Source organism: Peribacillus sedimenti, assembly GCF_046237635.1.
Classification (GTDB): Bacteria; Bacillota; Bacilli; order Bacillales; family DSM-1321; genus Peribacillus; species Peribacillus sedimenti.
The window spans coordinates 1,234,121-1,252,331 of the sequence record NZ_CP143547.1; the positions used below are offsets into that span (position 1 = coordinate 1,234,121).

At 39.8% G+C, this 18,211-nt stretch carries 15 protein-coding genes; 11 read left to right on the plus strand and 4 right to left on the minus strand.

Annotated features, from left to right (window positions below; translation table 11 throughout):
• The 4 genes from V1500_RS06260 to V1500_RS06275 all read left to right on the plus strand — a co-directional run bounded on the left by V1500_RS06260 (position 1) and on the right by V1500_RS06275 (position 5,111).
• Positions 1-1,449, plus strand: a complete 1,449-nt coding sequence (locus tag V1500_RS06260; protein WP_409304722.1) for an aldehyde dehydrogenase family protein — start codon at positions 1-3, stop codon at positions 1,447-1,449.
• Between the two features lie 13 nt (positions 1,450-1,462).
• Positions 1,463-2,650 carry an iron-containing alcohol dehydrogenase gene (locus V1500_RS06265; RefSeq protein WP_409304723.1) on the plus strand — a complete coding sequence of 396 codons (1,188 nt, stop codon included), beginning with the start codon at positions 1,463-1,465 and terminating at the stop codon, positions 2,648-2,650.
• 62 nt (positions 2,651-2,712) lie between these two features.
• Positions 2,713-3,477, plus strand: a complete 765-nt coding sequence (locus tag V1500_RS06270; RefSeq protein ID WP_409304724.1) for an SDR family NAD(P)-dependent oxidoreductase — start codon at positions 2,713-2,715, stop codon at positions 3,475-3,477.
• A 560-nt stretch (positions 3,478-4,037) separates the two neighbouring features.
• Complete coding sequence (locus V1500_RS06275; protein WP_409304725.1) at positions 4,038-5,111, plus strand: Ldh family oxidoreductase; 1,074 nt, start codon at positions 4,038-4,040, stop codon at positions 5,109-5,111.
• A 481-nt stretch (positions 5,112-5,592) separates the two neighbouring features.
• On the opposite strand, the gene V1500_RS06280 is transcribed toward V1500_RS06275, so the two are convergent.
• Positions 5,593-6,381 carry a class I SAM-dependent methyltransferase gene (locus V1500_RS06280; protein WP_409304726.1) on the minus strand — a complete coding sequence of 263 codons (789 nt, stop codon included), beginning with the start codon at positions 6,379-6,381 and terminating at the stop codon, positions 5,593-5,595.
• A gap of 114 nt (positions 6,382-6,495) precedes the next feature.
• Positions 6,496-7,110 (minus strand): RraA family protein, encoded by a 615-nt coding sequence (locus V1500_RS06285; protein ID WP_409304727.1) that lies wholly within the window; start codon positions 7,108-7,110, stop codon positions 6,496-6,498.
• Positions 7,111-7,418: 308 nt separating this feature from the next.
• On the opposite strand from V1500_RS06285, the gene V1500_RS06290 reads away from it, so the two are divergent.
• The 4 genes from V1500_RS06290 (at position 7,419) to V1500_RS06305 (ending at position 11,603) form a co-directional block, all read left to right on the plus strand.
• Positions 7,419-8,453 (plus strand): tripartite tricarboxylate transporter substrate binding protein, encoded by a 1,035-nt coding sequence (locus V1500_RS06290; protein ID WP_409304728.1) that lies wholly within the window; start codon positions 7,419-7,421, stop codon positions 8,451-8,453.
• Positions 8,454-8,565: 112 nt separating this feature from the next.
• Positions 8,566-9,024 (plus strand): tripartite tricarboxylate transporter TctB family protein, encoded by a 459-nt coding sequence (locus V1500_RS06295; RefSeq protein WP_409304729.1) that lies wholly within the window; start codon positions 8,566-8,568, stop codon positions 9,022-9,024.
• A 15-nt stretch (positions 9,025-9,039) separates the two neighbouring features.
• Complete coding sequence (locus V1500_RS06300; protein ID WP_409304730.1) at positions 9,040-10,566, plus strand: tripartite tricarboxylate transporter permease; 1,527 nt, start codon at positions 9,040-9,042, stop codon at positions 10,564-10,566.
• Positions 10,567-10,643: 77 nt separating this feature from the next.
• The gene (locus V1500_RS06305) at positions 10,644-11,603 is read left to right on the plus strand and encodes a D-2-hydroxyacid dehydrogenase family protein (protein ID WP_409304731.1); all 960 of its coding nucleotides are present in this window, start codon (positions 10,644-10,646) and stop codon (positions 11,601-11,603) included.
• Between the two features lie 78 nt (positions 11,604-11,681).
• Here V1500_RS06305 and acnA read toward each other — a convergent pair whose 3' ends face one another.
• Complete coding sequence (gene acnA, locus V1500_RS06310; RefSeq protein WP_409304732.1) at positions 11,682-14,405, minus strand: aconitate hydratase AcnA; 2,724 nt, start codon at positions 14,403-14,405, stop codon at positions 11,682-11,684.
• A 96-nt stretch (positions 14,406-14,501) separates the two neighbouring features.
• On the minus strand, positions 14,502-15,362 hold the full coding sequence (locus V1500_RS06315; RefSeq protein ID WP_409305931.1) for a LysR family transcriptional regulator: 861 nt from the start codon (positions 15,360-15,362) through the stop codon (positions 14,502-14,504).
• A gap of 239 nt (positions 15,363-15,601) precedes the next feature.
• Here V1500_RS06315 and V1500_RS06320 point away from each other — a divergent pair, with 239 nt between their 5' ends.
• From V1500_RS06320 to V1500_RS06330, 3 genes are read left to right on the plus strand one after another with little or no spacing between them, the layout of a single operon-like run.
• Complete coding sequence (locus V1500_RS06320) at positions 15,602-16,255, plus strand: class II aldolase/adducin family protein (protein WP_409304733.1); 654 nt, start codon at positions 15,602-15,604, stop codon at positions 16,253-16,255.
• Between the two features lie 27 nt (positions 16,256-16,282).
• A complete protein-coding gene (locus V1500_RS06325) occupies positions 16,283-17,092 on the plus strand; it encodes a sugar phosphate isomerase/epimerase family protein (RefSeq protein WP_409304734.1) in 810 nt (269 codons plus the stop codon).
• A gap of 22 nt (positions 17,093-17,114) precedes the next feature.
• A complete protein-coding gene (locus V1500_RS06330; protein WP_409304735.1) occupies positions 17,115-18,209 on the plus strand; it encodes an isocitrate/isopropylmalate dehydrogenase family protein in 1,095 nt (364 codons plus the stop codon).
• The last annotated feature ends 2 nt before the right edge of the window (positions 18,210-18,211 follow it).

Here is an 18,211-nt window from a genome sequence, read left to right on the forward strand (position 1 = left end):
ATGATAAATCTTGATATAAAGCATGTGAGTTCAATAATAGATGGAGAAGAGGTTTTCCATTCTGCAATGAAAACAATGGATGTGACGAGCCCTTTTAATGGGGAAGTAGTGGGCAAGGCGAATTTAGCTACCCGTGAGGATGCAAAAAGAGCCATTGAAACAGCATACCGTGTATTTCATAAGACAATGAAAAAACTTCCAGCCTATCGCCGTTCGGATATTCTCCGTAAAGTGGGAGATCTGTTAGAAGAAAGAACAGAGCAATTTGCCCAAGTTTTGGTATTGGAAGCTGGAAAGCCGATTCGTGATAGCCGAGGTGAAATAGGAAGAGCTGTCCAGGTGCTTCGTTTCGCAGCTGATGAAGCGAAAAAAATTGAAGGTGAGCTCGTTCCTATGGATGCTGCGATAGGTGGAGAAAACCGAATCGGTATGGTCCGTCGTTATCCAATCGGTGTTATATCGGCAATCACACCTTTCAATTTCCCGTTAAATCTGGCTTTACACAAGCTGGCCCCTGCCTTTGCTGCAGGGAATACAGTCGTATTAAAGCCTGCCGGGAAAACTCCTCTTTCCTCCTATATGCTTGTCAAACTTTTCGAGGAAGCAGGACTGCCTAAGGGAGCCTTAAATTTAGTGATTGGTAATGGATCGGAGATAGGAGATGTTTTGGTAACTGACCATCGTATAAGTAAGGTGACATTTACGGGAAGTCCGTCTGTAGGAATTAAACTTCGACAGCAAGCAGGATTGAAAAAAGTAACATTGGAACTTGGATCGAACTCTCCAAACATTATTTTTAATGATGGAGATATAAATGCAGCAGCAACTGGCCTTGTTCGCGGTGCTTTTGCTTACTCTGGCCAGGTTTGTATTTCTGCTCAACGCATATACGTGCAGAGAGAAGTGTATCATACGTTTTTAGATAAATACGTGTCTCTTGTTGAAAAGTTAATCCTCGGTAATCCAATGGAAGAAACAACGGATGTTGGACCAATGATTAGTGAACAGGAAGCGATACGAGCCCATGAATGGGTCAATGAAGCAGTAAAAGGAGGTGCCGAGATTGCAACAGGCGGCAACCGAAAAGGTACATTGTTTCAGCCAACAGTCCTTATCAATGTCACCGCAGACATGAAAGTAGTGTGTGAAGAGACGTTTGCACCGATTGTTTCAATAATTCCGTTTGACACAGAAGAGGAAGTTATTGCCATGGCGAATGATTCTGTATTTGGACTGCAGGCAGGAGTATTCACATCAGACATCAATCGTGCTATGGGTGTAGCTGAAGGACTGGAAACAGGAGGAGTTTGGATTAATGAGACGTCAACATATCGCCAGGATAACTACCCATACGGTGGCGTGAAATTAAGCGGCGTTGGAAAAGAAGGTGTTAAGTATGCAATGGAAGATATGACCGAAATCAAGTTTATTGGGATCAAATTAGGATAAGGGGGACTTTAACATGGGGATTACTTATTTTCGCACAGCAGAGACATTGATTACAGGAACAGGATCGATTTCACAAATCGGGGAACAAGCCAAAAAATTGAACGCAACTAAAGTCATTATCGTGACAGATAAGATTATTCGTCAAACGGGATTACTGTCCAGAGTGACAGAGCCTTTGATGGCTGCAGGTCTTGAAGCGAATATTATTGATGATGTAGTTCCGGAGCCTCCTTTTGAAAACTTAGAAGAGATGTTTACTCAAATAGAAGGAAAAGGATATGACTTACTTATTGGGGTCGGAGGCGGAAGTGCCCTTGATATTACCAAAGTGCTCTCTGTGATGCTAACGAATAAGGGTGATGTTCGTGACATGATCGGGATAGGAAACATAGAAAATCTTGGAGTGCCTACTATTCTAGTTCCGACCACTTCCGGTACAGGTTCGGAAGTCACCTATAATGCTATTTTTACAGATACCCGGGACATGGTGAAAAAAGGGATTGTGAGTCCTTATTTGCTTCCTAAGGTAGCTATTGTGGATGCAGAATTAACCTTAACAGTACCACCTTCCGTTACTGCAGCAACCGGTATGGACGCTCTGGTTCACGCTGTTGAATCCTACACGGCCATTCGCGCAGATGAATTAACAGATGGAATTGCCTTACAAGCGATTAAGCTCATTTCACGTTCTCTTCGTAAAGCTGTGTTTAACGGAAAGGATCTAAAAGCTCGTGAAGACATGGCGATGGGAAGCTTACTTGCCGGTATTTCTCTAGGGAATGCAGGAGTTGGAGCGGTACATGCTCTTGCTTATCCTCTTGGCGGAAAATTTAAAGTTCCGCATGGAGTTGCCAATTCTCTCTTGCTGCCTTTTGTCATGAAATATAATGTAGTCGCTGATTTAGAGAAATTTGCAGAAGTGGCTAAAGTCATGGGAGAAAATGTAGAAGGGTTATCTCTGCGCGAAGCCGCAGATCGTGCTGTTCAAGCGCTTGCTCAATTATCTAAGGATGTAGGCATTCCTGAAAGTCTGAAGGAGGTAGGAGTTTCTCCATCAGATATTCCTGCACTCGCTGAAGAAGCAAGTAAAGTGGATCGTTTACTTAATAATAATCCAAGGTGGCTGACAGTAAAAGAAATTCAAAAGATTTATGAAGAAGCATATGGTTCGGTAAAGACAGCCTCCTTTGTCACAATCTAATTTTCACGTTATCTAGAGACTGATATCCATCCTTTTAAGTGGGATAAGAAGGAGGAAAGGGCTTGAATTATTTTACTGAACTAAAAGAAAAGAAAGTTCTCGTAGTTGGTGGAAGCAAAGGGATTGGCAGAGATATTGCCCTGGCTTTTTCCAGACTCGGATCAGATGTTGTCATTACGGGCAGGAATGAAGAGGATCTCAGTAAAACGACGGAAGAACTAAGGAAGTTTAATCCCGACTGTTTCTATCTAACAGCTGATATACAAAATGTTAATGAAATATACAACATGATAGACTCTGCGTTTTCTCGTTTGGGCCGGATCGATGTACTGATTAATAATGCTGGTATTAACATTCCTAAATCAGTGTTGGAAGTGACGGAAGAGGATTGGGATCGTGTGTTGGATACAAACTTAAAGGGAACCTTTTTCTGTTCACAACGGGCAAGTAAACATATGATTGAACAACGTATTCAAGGTAAGATCATCAATATCGTTTCACAGATGGCTTTTGTCGGCTACATTAAACGTGCCGCCTATTGCTCAAGTAAGGGCGGGGCAGTACAGTTGACAAAGGCATTGGCAATTGAATTGGCTGAACACCATATTAAGGTGAATGCGGTTGCACCGACTTTTATTGAGACAGATTTTACAAAAACGATGTTCGAGGATCAAGTCTTTTATAAGGATGTTATAAGCCGTATCCCATTGGGAACATTGGCTAAACCGGGTGATGTAACTGGAGCGGTAATATTTTTGGCGTCTGATATGGCTAATTTTATCACAGGGGAAACAATCCGTGTAGATGGTGGATGGACAGCTATTTAAGACTTTGAAAAAGCCTTTCTCTGTAAGAAATTATTTTTAGAGGAAAAGCTTTTTAAAAAAATGAATTTGATTTTATATTCTAATATAAATAATAGCTTGAGATTCCCCTCTTAAGAAACAGTAAGAGAATTATTAATACTGTTACGTAAGGGGGGATTCGTTTGATGAAAAAGGAGGGAGGGCTTTAACCATGCATGCAAACACTGGTTTCGAATGTGAGGCCCTGAAGTATACCCAGGTTTAAAAAACAATAGCCGAACCCGTCCAGTTATTAATTAAGGTAGAGGCGTCTAGCGTTAATTTTGCAGATATTAAATCACGTTACGGAAACAAAGATGGTCATATTTCAATTAGTAGTTATCAAATTTTGTATGGTCAGCTATGGCTTATTCATATTTTATTTATAATCACGGGTGGTTTACGATTTGTTTAGATCGATTAAGCAATTAACTGATTGTTTGGAAAAAAGTATAGTCCTGAATTAGAAAAATGATTTTGATTTAGATTTTCGCCTTGGAGTTCATGTGAAAAAACGAAAATAGGACTGGGGGAAAGGAACTATGAGCAAGATTGAAGCTTTTATTCATTATAAGGATTTAACTGATATTGCGACACGACTGTTTGAAGGAGGCGGTTTACGGAGTCAAGAGGCAGCGATAGTGGCACGTGATCTAGTTGCAGCTAATCTAAGAGGACTGGATTCTCATGGTGTATCGCGTATCCCGATGTATCTTGAACGTATTAGACGTAAAGTGGTTAACCCGCAACCAAACATTACGGTTCAGAAAGTAACACCGGCTGTTTCTTTAGTTGATGGTGATGATGGTATGGGCTTTCTTGCAGGTCATAAGGCAATGGATGAGGCGATAAAATTGGCGAAAGACTGCGGAATTGGTCTGGTTGGAGTTCGACGCAGTACACATTATGGTATGGCTGCCCTTTATGTAAAACAGGCAATTGACGCAGGCTACATCTCACTAGCTTATACCAACTCATCACCTGCAATTCCAGTTTGGGGGGGGCGAAGCACTTTTCTTGGAGCCAGTCCATTCGCTGCGGGTGTTCCTGGAGGAAAAGAAGTCCCTTACGTTTTAGACATGGCGATGACTGTGATTGCACGTGGAAAAATTCGACTTGCAGCTACTCATGGTGAATCTATTCCTCTTGGCTTGGCATTAGATTCAGATGGTGCGCCGACAACAGATGCGAAAAAAGCATTTGAAGGAGTTTGCCTGCCCTTTGGTGCAGCAAAGGGCGCCGCACTTGCAATGTTAATGGACTTACTCGCAGGAGTTCTTACTGGTGCAAATTTTGGAGGGGAGGTTAAGAGCCTTTACTTTGATCACTCTGAGCCACAGAACGTGGGGCATCTATTTATCGCGATTCGGCCAGACCTCTTTGTCACAAAGGAAGAGTTTGTAGATCGGATGGACACATTTGTAAATAGGGCAAAGAATCAGCCATTGGCACAGGGTTTTGACGAGATTCTCATTCCCGGTGAACCAGAGGAAAGAAATACAATCAAGCGTTTAGAGACTGGAATCCCGCTTACTCAAGAAGTGATTCAGAGTCTTTGTGAAGAAGGGGAACGTCAAGGATATAACATTTCAATGCTTTTCCAAATGAATCATTGATTGTGCCTTTTAAGTAGATAGCCCATCTTAGCCCAGAAGCTGCTATAGATTACTTGAAATTAACTAGCTTGAAAAGATAATTAAATTAATCATCCATATTTAGTTGGCCACTTCTAGAGAGAGTTCATCAAAAACTCCATTAATCTTTTATTATCTGGAAATGCATGCAATACAGCGGAGGTATATGAAATACATGTTTTTAATTTAGTTGGGCTACGCAAAATCCTAACTCTTTGAAAGAGACATGCAGCTACCATCCCATATCTTTCAATCTTATACGCTCAAATTGTTCCATATAAGATTGAAATTTCATCCCCATTTTAGCCAAAAAAAACTCCCCTCCAAGTAGGAGTGTATCATTCCCACGTAGTTAGAGGGCTTTTTCTATAATGGGGATAGTACCAGGCACCCGTTCATTTTTATTAGGTGGTGCCCGAATGGTGCGAAACAAACGACAAGTTTATGCTTCCTGGGATTTTAGTTATTTAGGATTAGAAGACTTTTCTGTCAATACCATCCATTCATCAATCTGAAATGATGTAATTTCTCCATTTTGGGCGTTCACTGAAAAATAATCTAAAGTAATTTGATTGGCATTAAGAATGTGTTTCACTACCGACTGGACTTGATCCTCAGAACTTGTTGTACGCTTTACCCAAACCGGAAAATCAAATGTTTTCCTTCGTTTTTCAGACTTTGTTATCACGAGATCATTCTGCTCAAACCAGCTGGACCACTCTTTTATTGTAAAACATCGTCCATGACTGTCATCTCTGAGTTTTTCAGTTGTATTCATAAAGAGGTCTAATTCAGCCTCTTCAGGGGCTATATTATCAATTAACAAAAACTTGCCCTTCGGTTTTAGTACCCTAGAAATTTCGGCCACGAATTTTTGGGGATTTGGAAAATGGTGGGCGGCAATACGGCAGACAGCTGCATCGAATGTATTCTCCAAAAATGGCAAGGTTTCTGCATCAGCAATGATATAGGAAACGTTTTTGCAACCAGGGGCAAGATGTTTTCGGGCTGTTGTAAGCATTTGAGGAGTAAGGTCAGTAGCGTAGACATGATCGACAAACGGGGAAAGTGTTTTGCTTACATGTCCACCACCTGTAGCGATATCTATTACAACCCAATTATCTGAAGGTGTAAGCCATTCTATCATAGCATTCAGGTCCGTACCTTTTGCATGTATCGCACTTTTAACATATTTCTCGGCATTTTTGCCAAACTGATCCTGAACCTTTGATTTTAATTGGTCATCTGACACAATGTTCACTCCAATTCTATTGGTCATAATAATATATATATTTCTCATTTCTTACAAAATAAATAGAAAAGGGAAAATTGAATAACTTGTTTTCCCTTCTTTTTGTTAATCTATTTATTTCAACATACTATCTAAATAACGGATAACTTCATCAGGTTTACCGGAAACTTTCTCATCCCGTACTTGATCTTGAACAAGTTTATCTTTTGCTTTCCTTAATACTTCTTCCTCAATCGCTTTCGGAACCACTACCACACCATCAGCATCCGCTACAATGATGTCTCCAGGACTTACTGAGGTTCCACCGCAAGAAATTGGCACGTTTACTTCTCCCCAGCCACCCTTGGCACTTGATGCAACAGTTGTACCTTTGCAGAAGACTGGAAAATTGAGCTTTTTTACACCAAGGATGTCACGAATAACCCCATCGGTCACTATCCCAGCAATGCCTAATGTTTGTGCAAGCCCAATGATGAAATCCCCTGCGATGGTTCGATAGGTATCTCCTTTGGCATCCACAACAATAATATCTCCAGGTTTAGCCTCGCGAATGGCACGTAAAACGCATTGATTATCACCAACAGGCATTTTAACAGTAAAGGCGCGACCTGCCATTCTATATTCCTCTTTTAAAGGTTTAATGAATGGATCCATATTATTTAGTCCTTGCATGGTGTCAGAAATGCATGTGGTTGGAATATCTTGAAATTCTGAAACTATCTTACTCATTATTACCCTCCTCTTTAATATATTAGTAGAATTGAATGTAATCTCATGTTACAAAAAAATTTGGACTTTCTATAATAGTAAATAGGAATGTATGGATATAACAAAAAGGAATCAAATGAGGTTCGTAATATATCAATCCGCAATCAAACAAAAAATCGCAATATTCAGTAGATTGAAAATATACAAATAATTACATAATAAAAAGTTATGGTTGTAGATAAAAAGAGTTTATTTTATTTTAAAAGATTTCTATTTTAAAGTTAATTATGAAAGCGGTAACAAATATAGAAAATTTTGGAGGGGTTCAGTTGATTAAAAAGAAATGGTTAATGGGCATGATGACAGGTCTTCTGACTATTAGTTTGGCGGCCTGTTCAGAAACTGACAAAACTTCAGGTGATAATTCTGAAAAGGAAAAAAAAGAATACAAACCTGAAAAGGCGATCACGATTATGGCTCCATCGGGGGCTGGAGGCGGAATTGATACGGCTGCCAGAATCGTAGCCAAACTTTCAAATGAAAAAGACTTGGTGGATCAGCCGATTAATGTGGAGAATAAACCAGGCGGTGGACAAGTTTTAGGTACGACTGAATTTGCAACACAGGAAGTAGGAAATGACAATAAACTTATGCTAGCTTCCACTCCATTCGTTCTGAACTTCATTAAGGGTGAAGGAACAGCGACGGTTTCCTTTCGTGATGTAACACCTCTGGCCCGTTTGCAGGTAGACTATGGTGTCCTTGCGGTTAAAGCCGATTCAAAATTTAAAGATCTAAAATCTCTTATGGATGCAATGAAAGAAGATCCGTCCTCATTAACCATTTCTGGTGGTGGAGCACCAGGAACATGGGATTACTTAAATGCCATTCTCGTTGCTGAATCGTATGGAATTGATGGTACTAAGGTGAAGTATACAGCGTACGATGGCGGTTCAGAAGCCGTTACTGCGCTGCTTGGAGGAAATGCGGATGTCCTTACCTCTGACTTATCCAGTGTTGCTGAATATTTGAAATCTGGAGATGTAAGAGTATTAGGAATCAGTTCTAATGAAAAAGTAGAAGGGGAATTTAATAACATTCCAACATACAAAGAACAAGGTTTTGACGTAGTAACAGAAAACTGGCGTGGTGTTTATGGTCCTAAGGATATGTCAGCTGAAGCGAAAGCATTCTGGGAAGAAACATTAAAAACCATTGCTGAAAGCGATGAATGGAAGTCTGAACTAGAAGCACTGGGAATTCAAGATGGCTACATGAATTCTGAGGATTGGATTGCATCCATGGAAGCTGAAGAAGAGTCTTATCTGAAATTATATAAAAAACTTGGCTTAGCTAAAGAGTAAGGGTGTTTTCTGGACTTGTTCCAGAATGTCTTTATTAAATGTCATTACATTTTATAAATGAGTGAGAAGAGATGTTCCTCCTTCTCACTCATTGTTATAGGGGGAGCTATTATTGAACAAAACGTTTGACCGAAGTTTAAGTTTAGTTTTAGTCGCAGTTTGTTCGACTTTTATATTTGAAAGCACCAAGATGTTGAAGGGGTCTTTTGGGAGTACGATTGGACCAGGTTTGCTGCCAATGATCATGGCAATCGTTTTAGCCATATTATCCTTCATGAATTTTTATCAAACTTTCCGGGTGAAAGATAGTAACGAAAAGAAGGAAAAGTTACAGTATAAGCGTTTTTGGATTCTAGTGGGTGCTTCCGTTTTATATTGCTTATTACTCGAATCCCTTGGATATCTTATCAGCACATTTTTATTCCTGCTTATTGCGTTTCAAGTGATGGAAAAGGGGAAAATCTTGTACTCGTTCATTTTTTCTGCAGTTATTTCATTTCTTATTTATTTTGTCTATGTTGATGTAATGAAAGGAACATTGCCTGGTTTTCCTGAGTGGCTGGGTATATAAAAGGAGGATGCCACAGTGGACGTATTACAATATTTAATTGATGGATTTGCGGTAGCTTTTACCTGGAGAAATATCATTTTTGCTTTTGTTGGAGTATTAATTGGAACGGCTGTCGGAGTTCTTCCCGGTATTGGGCCAATCAGTGGAGTGGCACTGCTTATTCCTGTTACAGCAACGTTGACAGGCGGATTAAGTCCTGCAGATGCGGCTACAAGTTCTCTTATTTTATTAGCTGGTGTGTATTATGGTGCCATGTATGGGGGTTCTACCACTTCAATTCTCTTAAATACACCCGGTGAATCCTCCTCGGTTACAACCACTTTAGATGGTTATCAAATGGCAAAGCAGGGGAGAGCAGGAGCGGCGTTAGCTATATCGGCAATAGGTTCATTTGTAGCAGGGATTGTCTCATTAATTGGTTTGGTATTTCTGGCTAAACCTTTATCCAGTGTGGCGTTAGATTTTGGACCAGCTGACTATTTCTCCTTAATGGTATTAGGACTTTGCGCAGTTAGTGGTTTATCAGGAAAATCGGTTACAAAAGCATTAATGATGACTGTTTTGGGATTACTCTTAGCTTCCATCGGAATGGATGTTGTTTCTGGAACTGCCCGGTTCACCTTCGGTTTTCCTCAGCTTTATTCCGGTCTGGAATTCTTGACTGTTGCTGTCGGTTTGTTTGCGTTAGGAGAGGTGTTTAAAACCATTCTTCACAACGAAATTCATTCGGGAGAATTAGCAAAAATTAAAAAACTATTACCAACAAAAAAAGAACTGAAGGATAGTGCCGCTCCAATTGGACGAGGATCACTCTTAGGCTTTTTTATTGGTATCTTGCCAGGGGCAGGGGCAACACTTGCATCATTTATGTCGTATCTTGTTGAAAAGAAAATAAGTAAGAATAAAGCTAATTTTGGAAATGGTGCGATTGAAGGTGTTGCAGCACCAGAATCAGCCAATAATGCTGCTGCTGGCGGGGCGATGATCCCTTTATTAACAATGGGAATACCAGGATCAGGGACTACAGCAGTATTAATGGGTGCTCTCGTCATGTATAACGTAAACCCGGGGCCAATGTTATTTGAAGAACATCCAAATGTTGCTTGGGGCCTCATTGCAAGTATGTTTATAGGTAACTTGATGCTATTAATCCTGAATTTACCCTTGGTAAAGATATTTGCCAAAATTATCTCAACACCACCTAAATACTTAATCCCAATAATATTAGCAATCTCTGTCTTTGGGGTGTATGCCGTACAAGTAACTACTTTTGATCTTATGCTTCTTATAATTTGTGGTGTAGCTGGCTATTATTTGACTAAAAACGATTATCCGATCGCTCCATTAGTATTAGGATTAGTACTATGGCCAATGATTGAAAATAATTTCCGAAGAGCATTAACCATATCGAATAGCGATTATTCAGTTTTTTTTAGAGAACCTCTATCCGTGATTTTTTTAATTATTGCATTCTTATGGGTTACGATTCCGATTTTAATGAAGCTAAAAGGGAAAGATGTTGTCATAAATGATGAAGGATGATAATGAGGTAGTAATGGGAACGTTTTTAATGTTCCCTTTTCTTTTTTATAAATTGATGATAGGAGATGTTAGCGAAAATGAAACTTAAATGTGCCATTCTGGATGATTATCAAAACGTTGCTTTAAAAATTGCAGATTGGTCAACTATCAAGGATCATATAGAATTTAAGGCGTTTCACGAGAATCTTAAAAATGAATCGGAATTGATAAATGCCGTATCCGATTATGACGTGATCGTCATAATGCGCGAAAGAACACCATTTGGGGCTTCAGTTCTATCCCAACTGCCTAAATTAAAACTGCTTATCACCTCAGGTATGAGAAATGCTTCTATTGATTTAGCAGCCGCAAGTAATCAAGGCATAATCGTATGCGGGACAGGAAGCAGCTCTGAACCTCCCCTTGAATTAACCTGGGCATTAATCTTAGGATTATCCCGTCATGTGGTTAAGGAAAATCAATCGCTTCGTTTAAATGGCCCTTGGCAAAGTACAGTTGGCGTGGATTTATATGGAAAGCGCCTGGGTCTTATTGGGTTAGGGAAAATCGGAAGTAGGATGGCGCGTGTCGGAAAGGCGTTTGGAATGGAAGTGGCAGCTTGGAGTCAAAATCTTACGGAAGAAAAAGCCAGAAAGGAAGAAGTATCTCTTGCTCGATCCCTTGAAGAGTTACTAAATCAAAATGATTTTATATCCATTCATTTGGTCCTTAGTGAACGAACCCGGCATCTTATCGGAGTAAGAGAGTTACAATGGATGAAATCTACTGCCTATTTAATTAACACTTCACGAGCGGATATTGTCGATCAAAATGCGCTTATTACTGCTCTGGAAAATAAGTGGATTGCCGGTGCTGGACTGGATGTGTATGAACAAGAACCGTTGCCAGAGAACCATGTAATGCGTAAGCTTGATAGTATTCTCGCCTTACCGCATCTAGGTTATGTGTCAGAGAATAATTATCGGACTTATTATAGTGAGGCTATAGAAAATATTCAAGCCTATTTGAATGGACAGCCGATCAGGAAATTAAACTAATTTTTTCTGCACTTTGATCAATAACAACCCCAAACTTGGCAATCTAAAGAGAGGCCAAGTTTGGGGTTGTTACTTGAATTATTTTACAGCAGAATCAGCAAGCAATTTTTGTACGACAGTTTGCATAATTCCCCCATTACTATAGTATTCTATATCCACTACACTATCTAAACGAACAATCACATCAAAAGTAAATTGACTTCCGTCATCGCGTGTTGCTATCATCGTTATCATTTGACCGGGTTGTATTTGATCCTTTAGACCTTGTGTTTCGAAGGTTTCCCTTCCTGTAATTCCAAGGGATTCAATATTCGTACCTTCGGCAAATTGTAAAGGAAGTATTCCCATCCCAACTAAATTACTTCGATGAATCCTCTCAAAACTTTCCGCGAGAATCATTTTAACTCCAAGAAGGTTGGGCCCCTTTGCAGCCCAGTCGCGGGAGCTGCCAGTCCCATATTCCTTTCCCGCAAGAATGATCAAATTTGTATCATTTTCTTGGTATTTCATGGCTGCATCATATATGGACATTACTTCACCAGTAGGAAAATATGTCGTAACGCCTCCCTCATGCCCGGGAACAAGTTTATTTCGAATCCGTACATTTGCAAATGCGCCTCGGACCATCACTTGATGGTTACCCCGCCTTGACGGATAGGAGTTAAAATCCTTTCTCGAAACACCATGGTTAAGTAAATATGATCCTGCCGGACTTTCCGGTTTAATGGCTCCAGATGGGGAAGCATGGTCTGTCGTAACGGAATCACCCAATAATGCCAATACCCGTGCAGAACGTACTTCCCCAATTCCATTAGGATAGGAAAAGACTTTCTTTAAAAACGGTGGTTCTTGAATATAAGTCGATTGTGGATCCCATTCATATAGCTCACTATCATGTGTTTGAATTTCGTTCCATCTCTTATTGGCATCGTATACTGCCTCGTACCTTTTACGAAATAATTCAGGTTGAATCCATTTGTTTATATACTCATAAACTTCGTCAGAAGAAGGCCAAATATCTTTTAAGAATACTGGTTCGTAAGCACTGTTAAAACCAAGCGGTTCGTTGTGAAAATCAATATTAACAGTTCCAGCCAAGGCATATGCAATTACCAGCGGCGGGGAAGCTAAATAGTTGGCTTTAATCAGTGGGTGAATTCGCCCTTCAAAATTGCGATTTCCTGAAAGTACTGAAGCCGCGACAAGATCATGGTTCACAATGGCCTCACTAATTTCATCGGGTAAAGGACCGGAATTGCCAATACATGTAGTGCAGCCGTAACCCGCAATATAAAAGCCTAGCTTCTCCATATAGTCCAATAATCCTGATTGTGACAGATAATCAGTAACAACCCTTGAACCAGGTGCTAACGAACTCTTAACATAAGGTTTTTTTTGTAATCCCTTTTCAATGGCTTTCTTTGCTAGTAATCCCGCAGTAATAAGAACTGTTGGATTTGAAGTGTTTGTACAACTTGTAATCGCAGCCAAAACAACTGAACCGTGTGTAATCGCTGCTTTTTCACCAGGCGGCACATCGACTTGTACTTCCCTTTGTCGCTTTTCTATAGTGACACCATATCCACCTTGTTCAACGGAATCGTTAAGTGATTTTTGAAAGGTCTGTTTCATCATGGTTAATTCGACGCGATCCTGTGGTCTTTTAGGGCCAGCAAGGCAGGGAACCACTGTAGATAAGTCCAACTCGATGATCTCAGGATAATCAGAAGCGGTGGTTTCAGGATACATAAACATTCCTTGTGCCTGATAATAGGATTCGATTAATTGAATCTGAGCTTCACTTTTACCAATGGACTTTAAGTATTTTAGTGTTTCATGGTCTACCGGGAAATATCCCATGGTAGCTCCATATTCAGGAGCCATATTAGAGATTGTCGCACGATCCGCAACACTCATGTTCGCTACCCCAGGGCCGAAAAACTCTACAAATTTGCCTACTACACCCTTAATTCTGAGAAGATTCGTAATGGTCAAAGCTAAATCGGTAGCAGTCGAACCTTCGGGAAGTGCTCCAGTTAAACGGAGACCAACCACCTTAGGTGTGACAAAATAGAGAGGTTGGTCCAGCATTGCAGCTTCTGCTTCAATTCCACCCACACCCCAAGCAACGATTCCCATTCCATTAATCATAGTAGTATGAGAGTCTGTCCCTACAAGAGAATCTGGATACAACAGACTTACTCCATCCATTTCCTTTTCCCTGACGACGGATGAGAGAAACTCCATATTAATCTGGTGCATGATTCCAGTAGAAGGAGGTACGATATTTACATTTTGAAAAGCTTTCTGGGCCCAATGAAAAAAACGATAGCGCTCATCATTTCTTTCGAATTCAAGCCGCTCATTTACTTCTAAAGCCTCTCGGGAACCGAAGTAATCGACCATTACTGAATGATCGACAACAAGATCAACCGGTATGGTCGGGTTAACAATGGACGGATCTCCTCCAAGACGGGCAACCGTCTCCCGCATCGCTGCTAAATCTACAATTGCTGGTAATCCAGTTGTATCATGAAGCAAAATCCGGGCTGGTTTAAATGGTATCTCCTGATTACTTTTACCGTCCCAAGTTGCCAGCTTTTCTATATGCTCATCTGTTACAGAAACTCCATTATATTCACGTAAGGCGGCCTCTAACAAAACTTTAATACAAAATGGGAGTTTTGAAATTTGAGAGAATCCCATATTTTTTAAGTTTTTAAGATTATAATACTGATAGACTTTTCCATTTATCTCTAAAGTCGAACTTACTTTAGGGACATATTTTGATGGAAGACCCATGAACTATCCACCCCTAACTTTGTAGTTAAGAGTAGTATAAAGTTCAAAATATTTTTTGGAAAATATGAATTACATATGAGTCGCTATAACTTATGTTTATATCGAAGTTTCTTTTATAAAATCAATGAATGCCTTTACTACATTTTGAACTAAAGAATTTTCATGGTAAAAAACCCAAGTAGGGCGGGTAAGGGGAATGCCGTCACGATTTTTTAATGGAATCTGGTTGATATACGGCAAATCCTGAAGAAACAAATTAGGCATAATTGCATACCCGATGCCTCTTGTCACCATCTCACGGCAGGTATCACCACGATCTACCTTCATTAAAATATTTGGCGGTTTTGAGAAATGATTGTTCCACCAATTATCCATCAATGCTTTAAAGAGGTGATCCGTTTCAAAATCGATTCTTGGAAGATTTGGAAGGTCATCTATATCAATTGCCGACTTGCTGGCTATAACGATATTTTCTTGAAATAATAAGAATTTTTGATCGGGCCAACTATAATCTCCCCGGACAAACCCAACATGAACATGATTATTATAGGTTAAATTAAAGATTTCTTTACTTACCCCTGTTTCCACATGAAAGGAAACTTTTGGATATAGTTCTGAAAACCGCTGAATAATCCCTGGAAGTTTATACTTTCCAAAGAATTGGGTGACTCCTATGCGCAGGGTCCCGACAATCTCATCGTTCATATTCGATACATCTTCTTTAATTTCTCTGTATAAGGTCAGCACTTCAGCAGCACGTTGAGCCAGGTATTCTCCTTGTGGGGTAAACTGGACCCCCCTAATCCCTCGATCAACGATTTTAACCCCAAAGTGTTCTTCAATTTGCATAACTCTTTTAGTTAATGCTGGTTGGGATATAAATAAGATTTCAGCTGATTTTGTAATATTTTTCTGCTCATATAACACCTCAAGTATTTTCCAGTCGCGCTCATCCATTGTTGCCCCCACCCCTTTTTTTTCTTTATGATTATAAACAATACAGAATCTTTCCAAAATTAAATTCTTTTCCAGTTTAGCATAAATATCCAGAATTAAAGATAAGAAATTCATGATCCATTGTCCTTCATTATCCATAAATGAAAGCTATGGAATAGCATTCTAAAATCGTATTTTATTTCAGGTTACTTCTGTTATACATTCTTAATACAGATAATACTAGTCTGGGGGATGTAGATATGGATAAAGCCCAACCGTTAATAGAAGCAGGGAGATATATGTTAAGCAATCATCTGGCATGGGGAACTTCCGGGAATATTAGTATGAGGCTTGATACAGAAAATATGTTGATTACAGCTTCCGGAACGTTTATGGGAAATCTCTCACCAGAGGATTTTGTCGAGTATGATATTCACTCAGGTGAAAATAGAGGTTTTAAGAAACCATCGAAAGAAACACCCATGCATTCGGAAATTTATAAACGAAGAAGTGACATCGGAGCTATATTGCATTCTTCGCCCTTTTATACTACTTTGATTGCTTGCAGTAAAGAACCCATTCTCTCCAATTTGTTCATTGAAACCATGTATTATCTCGAGTATGTGGCATATGTTGATTATTTTCATCCCGGCACACCAGAATTAGCGGAAGCTGTATCAAAACAATCTTCTAATGCGAATATTGTCATTATGCGCAATCATGGAGCTACAGTGTTTGATGACACATTAAATGATGCGTTAATGAGGCTTGAAACATTGGAAATGGCATGCCGAATGATCATAATGGCCAAATCGGCAGGAATTGAGTTGAGTGAAATACCTGCACATGTCAGGAGGAGTTTTTTAGAGGAGTCAAGATATAAAACGAGAAAGAAAATGAATTACTTAGATTAGTAATGAAGCAGTGGAAGGAGGCTTGGAATGAAACTAGCTTATGTCTATGGAACTGACGACACGATTGCTCCAGTTTTAGGAGCAAGAGGGAATCCCGATCGTATATTTCCCGTACTTAAGGAATGTGGTTATCAGGCAATCGAGCCATTTGTACGGGATCCGAATTCTATGAATCTATCAGCCTTTGAAAAAGCTGTGAATCGGTTTGGATTAGATGTAGCAGCCATTGGTACAGGACCCGTTGTGATTGATGATGCTATAACGTTTACAGACCGTGACCCTGATATTAGAAGAGCAGCAGTAAATAGAGTAAAGGATATCATAAATTTTTCCTCATTATTTGGTGCTCCCATAAATATCGGTAAGATGCGTGGAGATATCGACGAAAAACAAGCACATCATTCATGGAAATGGATGAGGGAGTGTTTGTTGGATGTATGTGAATACGCTGATAAATGCGGGATTAATATTATGATAGAGCCTCAAAATATAAAAAATATAAATAATTTAAATACTGCCTTACAGGCGATAGACTTTATTGAAATGATTGGCATACCTAATTTGTATCTTATGGTGGATATTTTTCATATGTCCTTTGAGGATAATCCCATTTCATCATTAACAAAGGCAAAAGATAAGCTATCGCACATTCATTTGGCGGACAGTGATCGCAGGTCTCCAGGAGAAGGGGAATTTGATTTTATACCGGTTATCGATACCTTGAAATCGCTGCATTATGATGCATATCTTTCACTGGAGGTGGGGTATGAGAAGGATCGATATGAAGAAGCAAAAAGGGCTGCAGGATTTTTAACTAACATTCTTAACTACAAATAATCCGAAGGAGGATGGTTTATTCATGGCAACTTATAAAATTGGTGTTCTTTACGGGGATGGAATTGGTCCAGAAATTACGAAGGCAACGGTGGAGGTGCTTAAAGCAGCTTCTGAATTAACAGCTAACACTCAATTTGAATACATTGAGCTCCCAATGGGGTGGGAGGGTATTGAAAAATACAATAACCCTATGCCGCAATTCACAAAAGATGCACTTAAGGAGACACACGGATGGATCATGGGACCACATGATTCAGCAGCCTATCCTGCAGAACATAAGAAAAATCGTAATCCAAGTGGTGAACTTCGCATTTATTTTGACCTATATGCAAATGTCAGACCTGCAAGAACGATTGAAGGAATCCGCAGTGTTGTAGGTGAGGCGGATTTAGTCATTTACCGGGAAAATACGGAAGGTTTTTATAGTGACCGAAATATGTACGTTGGAGTCGGGGAATGGAAGGTAACACCAGATGTAGTTATTTCATCAGGAGTTTTTACCAGAAAAGCGACTGAGAGGATTGCACATGCAGCTTTTAAAATGGCACAACAACGTCGCAAGAAAGTAACTATTGTCCATAAAGCTAATGTCATCAAGCTTGGCAGTGGGTTATTCCTCGATGTTTGCCGTGAGGTAGGTCAGCAATATCCTGATGTAGATGTGGATGATTATCATATCGATGCAATGGCTGCACATCTTGTCAGACGTGCCAAGGACTTTGATGTAATTGTGACGGAAAATATGTTTGGTGATATTTTATCAGATTTAGCCGGCGAATTAGTAGGAAGTTTAGGTTTAGCGCCATCAATCAATAGTAATTATACACAAGCGATGGCACAAGCTGCACATGGTTCTGCACCGGATATTGCCGGGAAAAATATTGCAAATCCAACCGGGATCATGCTGTCCACGGTTATGTTCCTTGATTGGTTAGGTGTCCAGCACAATGATCCTGAATTACCAGAGATAGCACGGGTTATTGAAAATGGATTATTCAGAGCTGTTTCAGAAGGTGTAAAAACAAAAGATTTAGGTGGCAATGCATCCACATCAGAGTTTACTAGTGCCATTATTGAACGGCTTGTAAGCCCGGAATCTGTGTCAGGGAGAGAATAAGG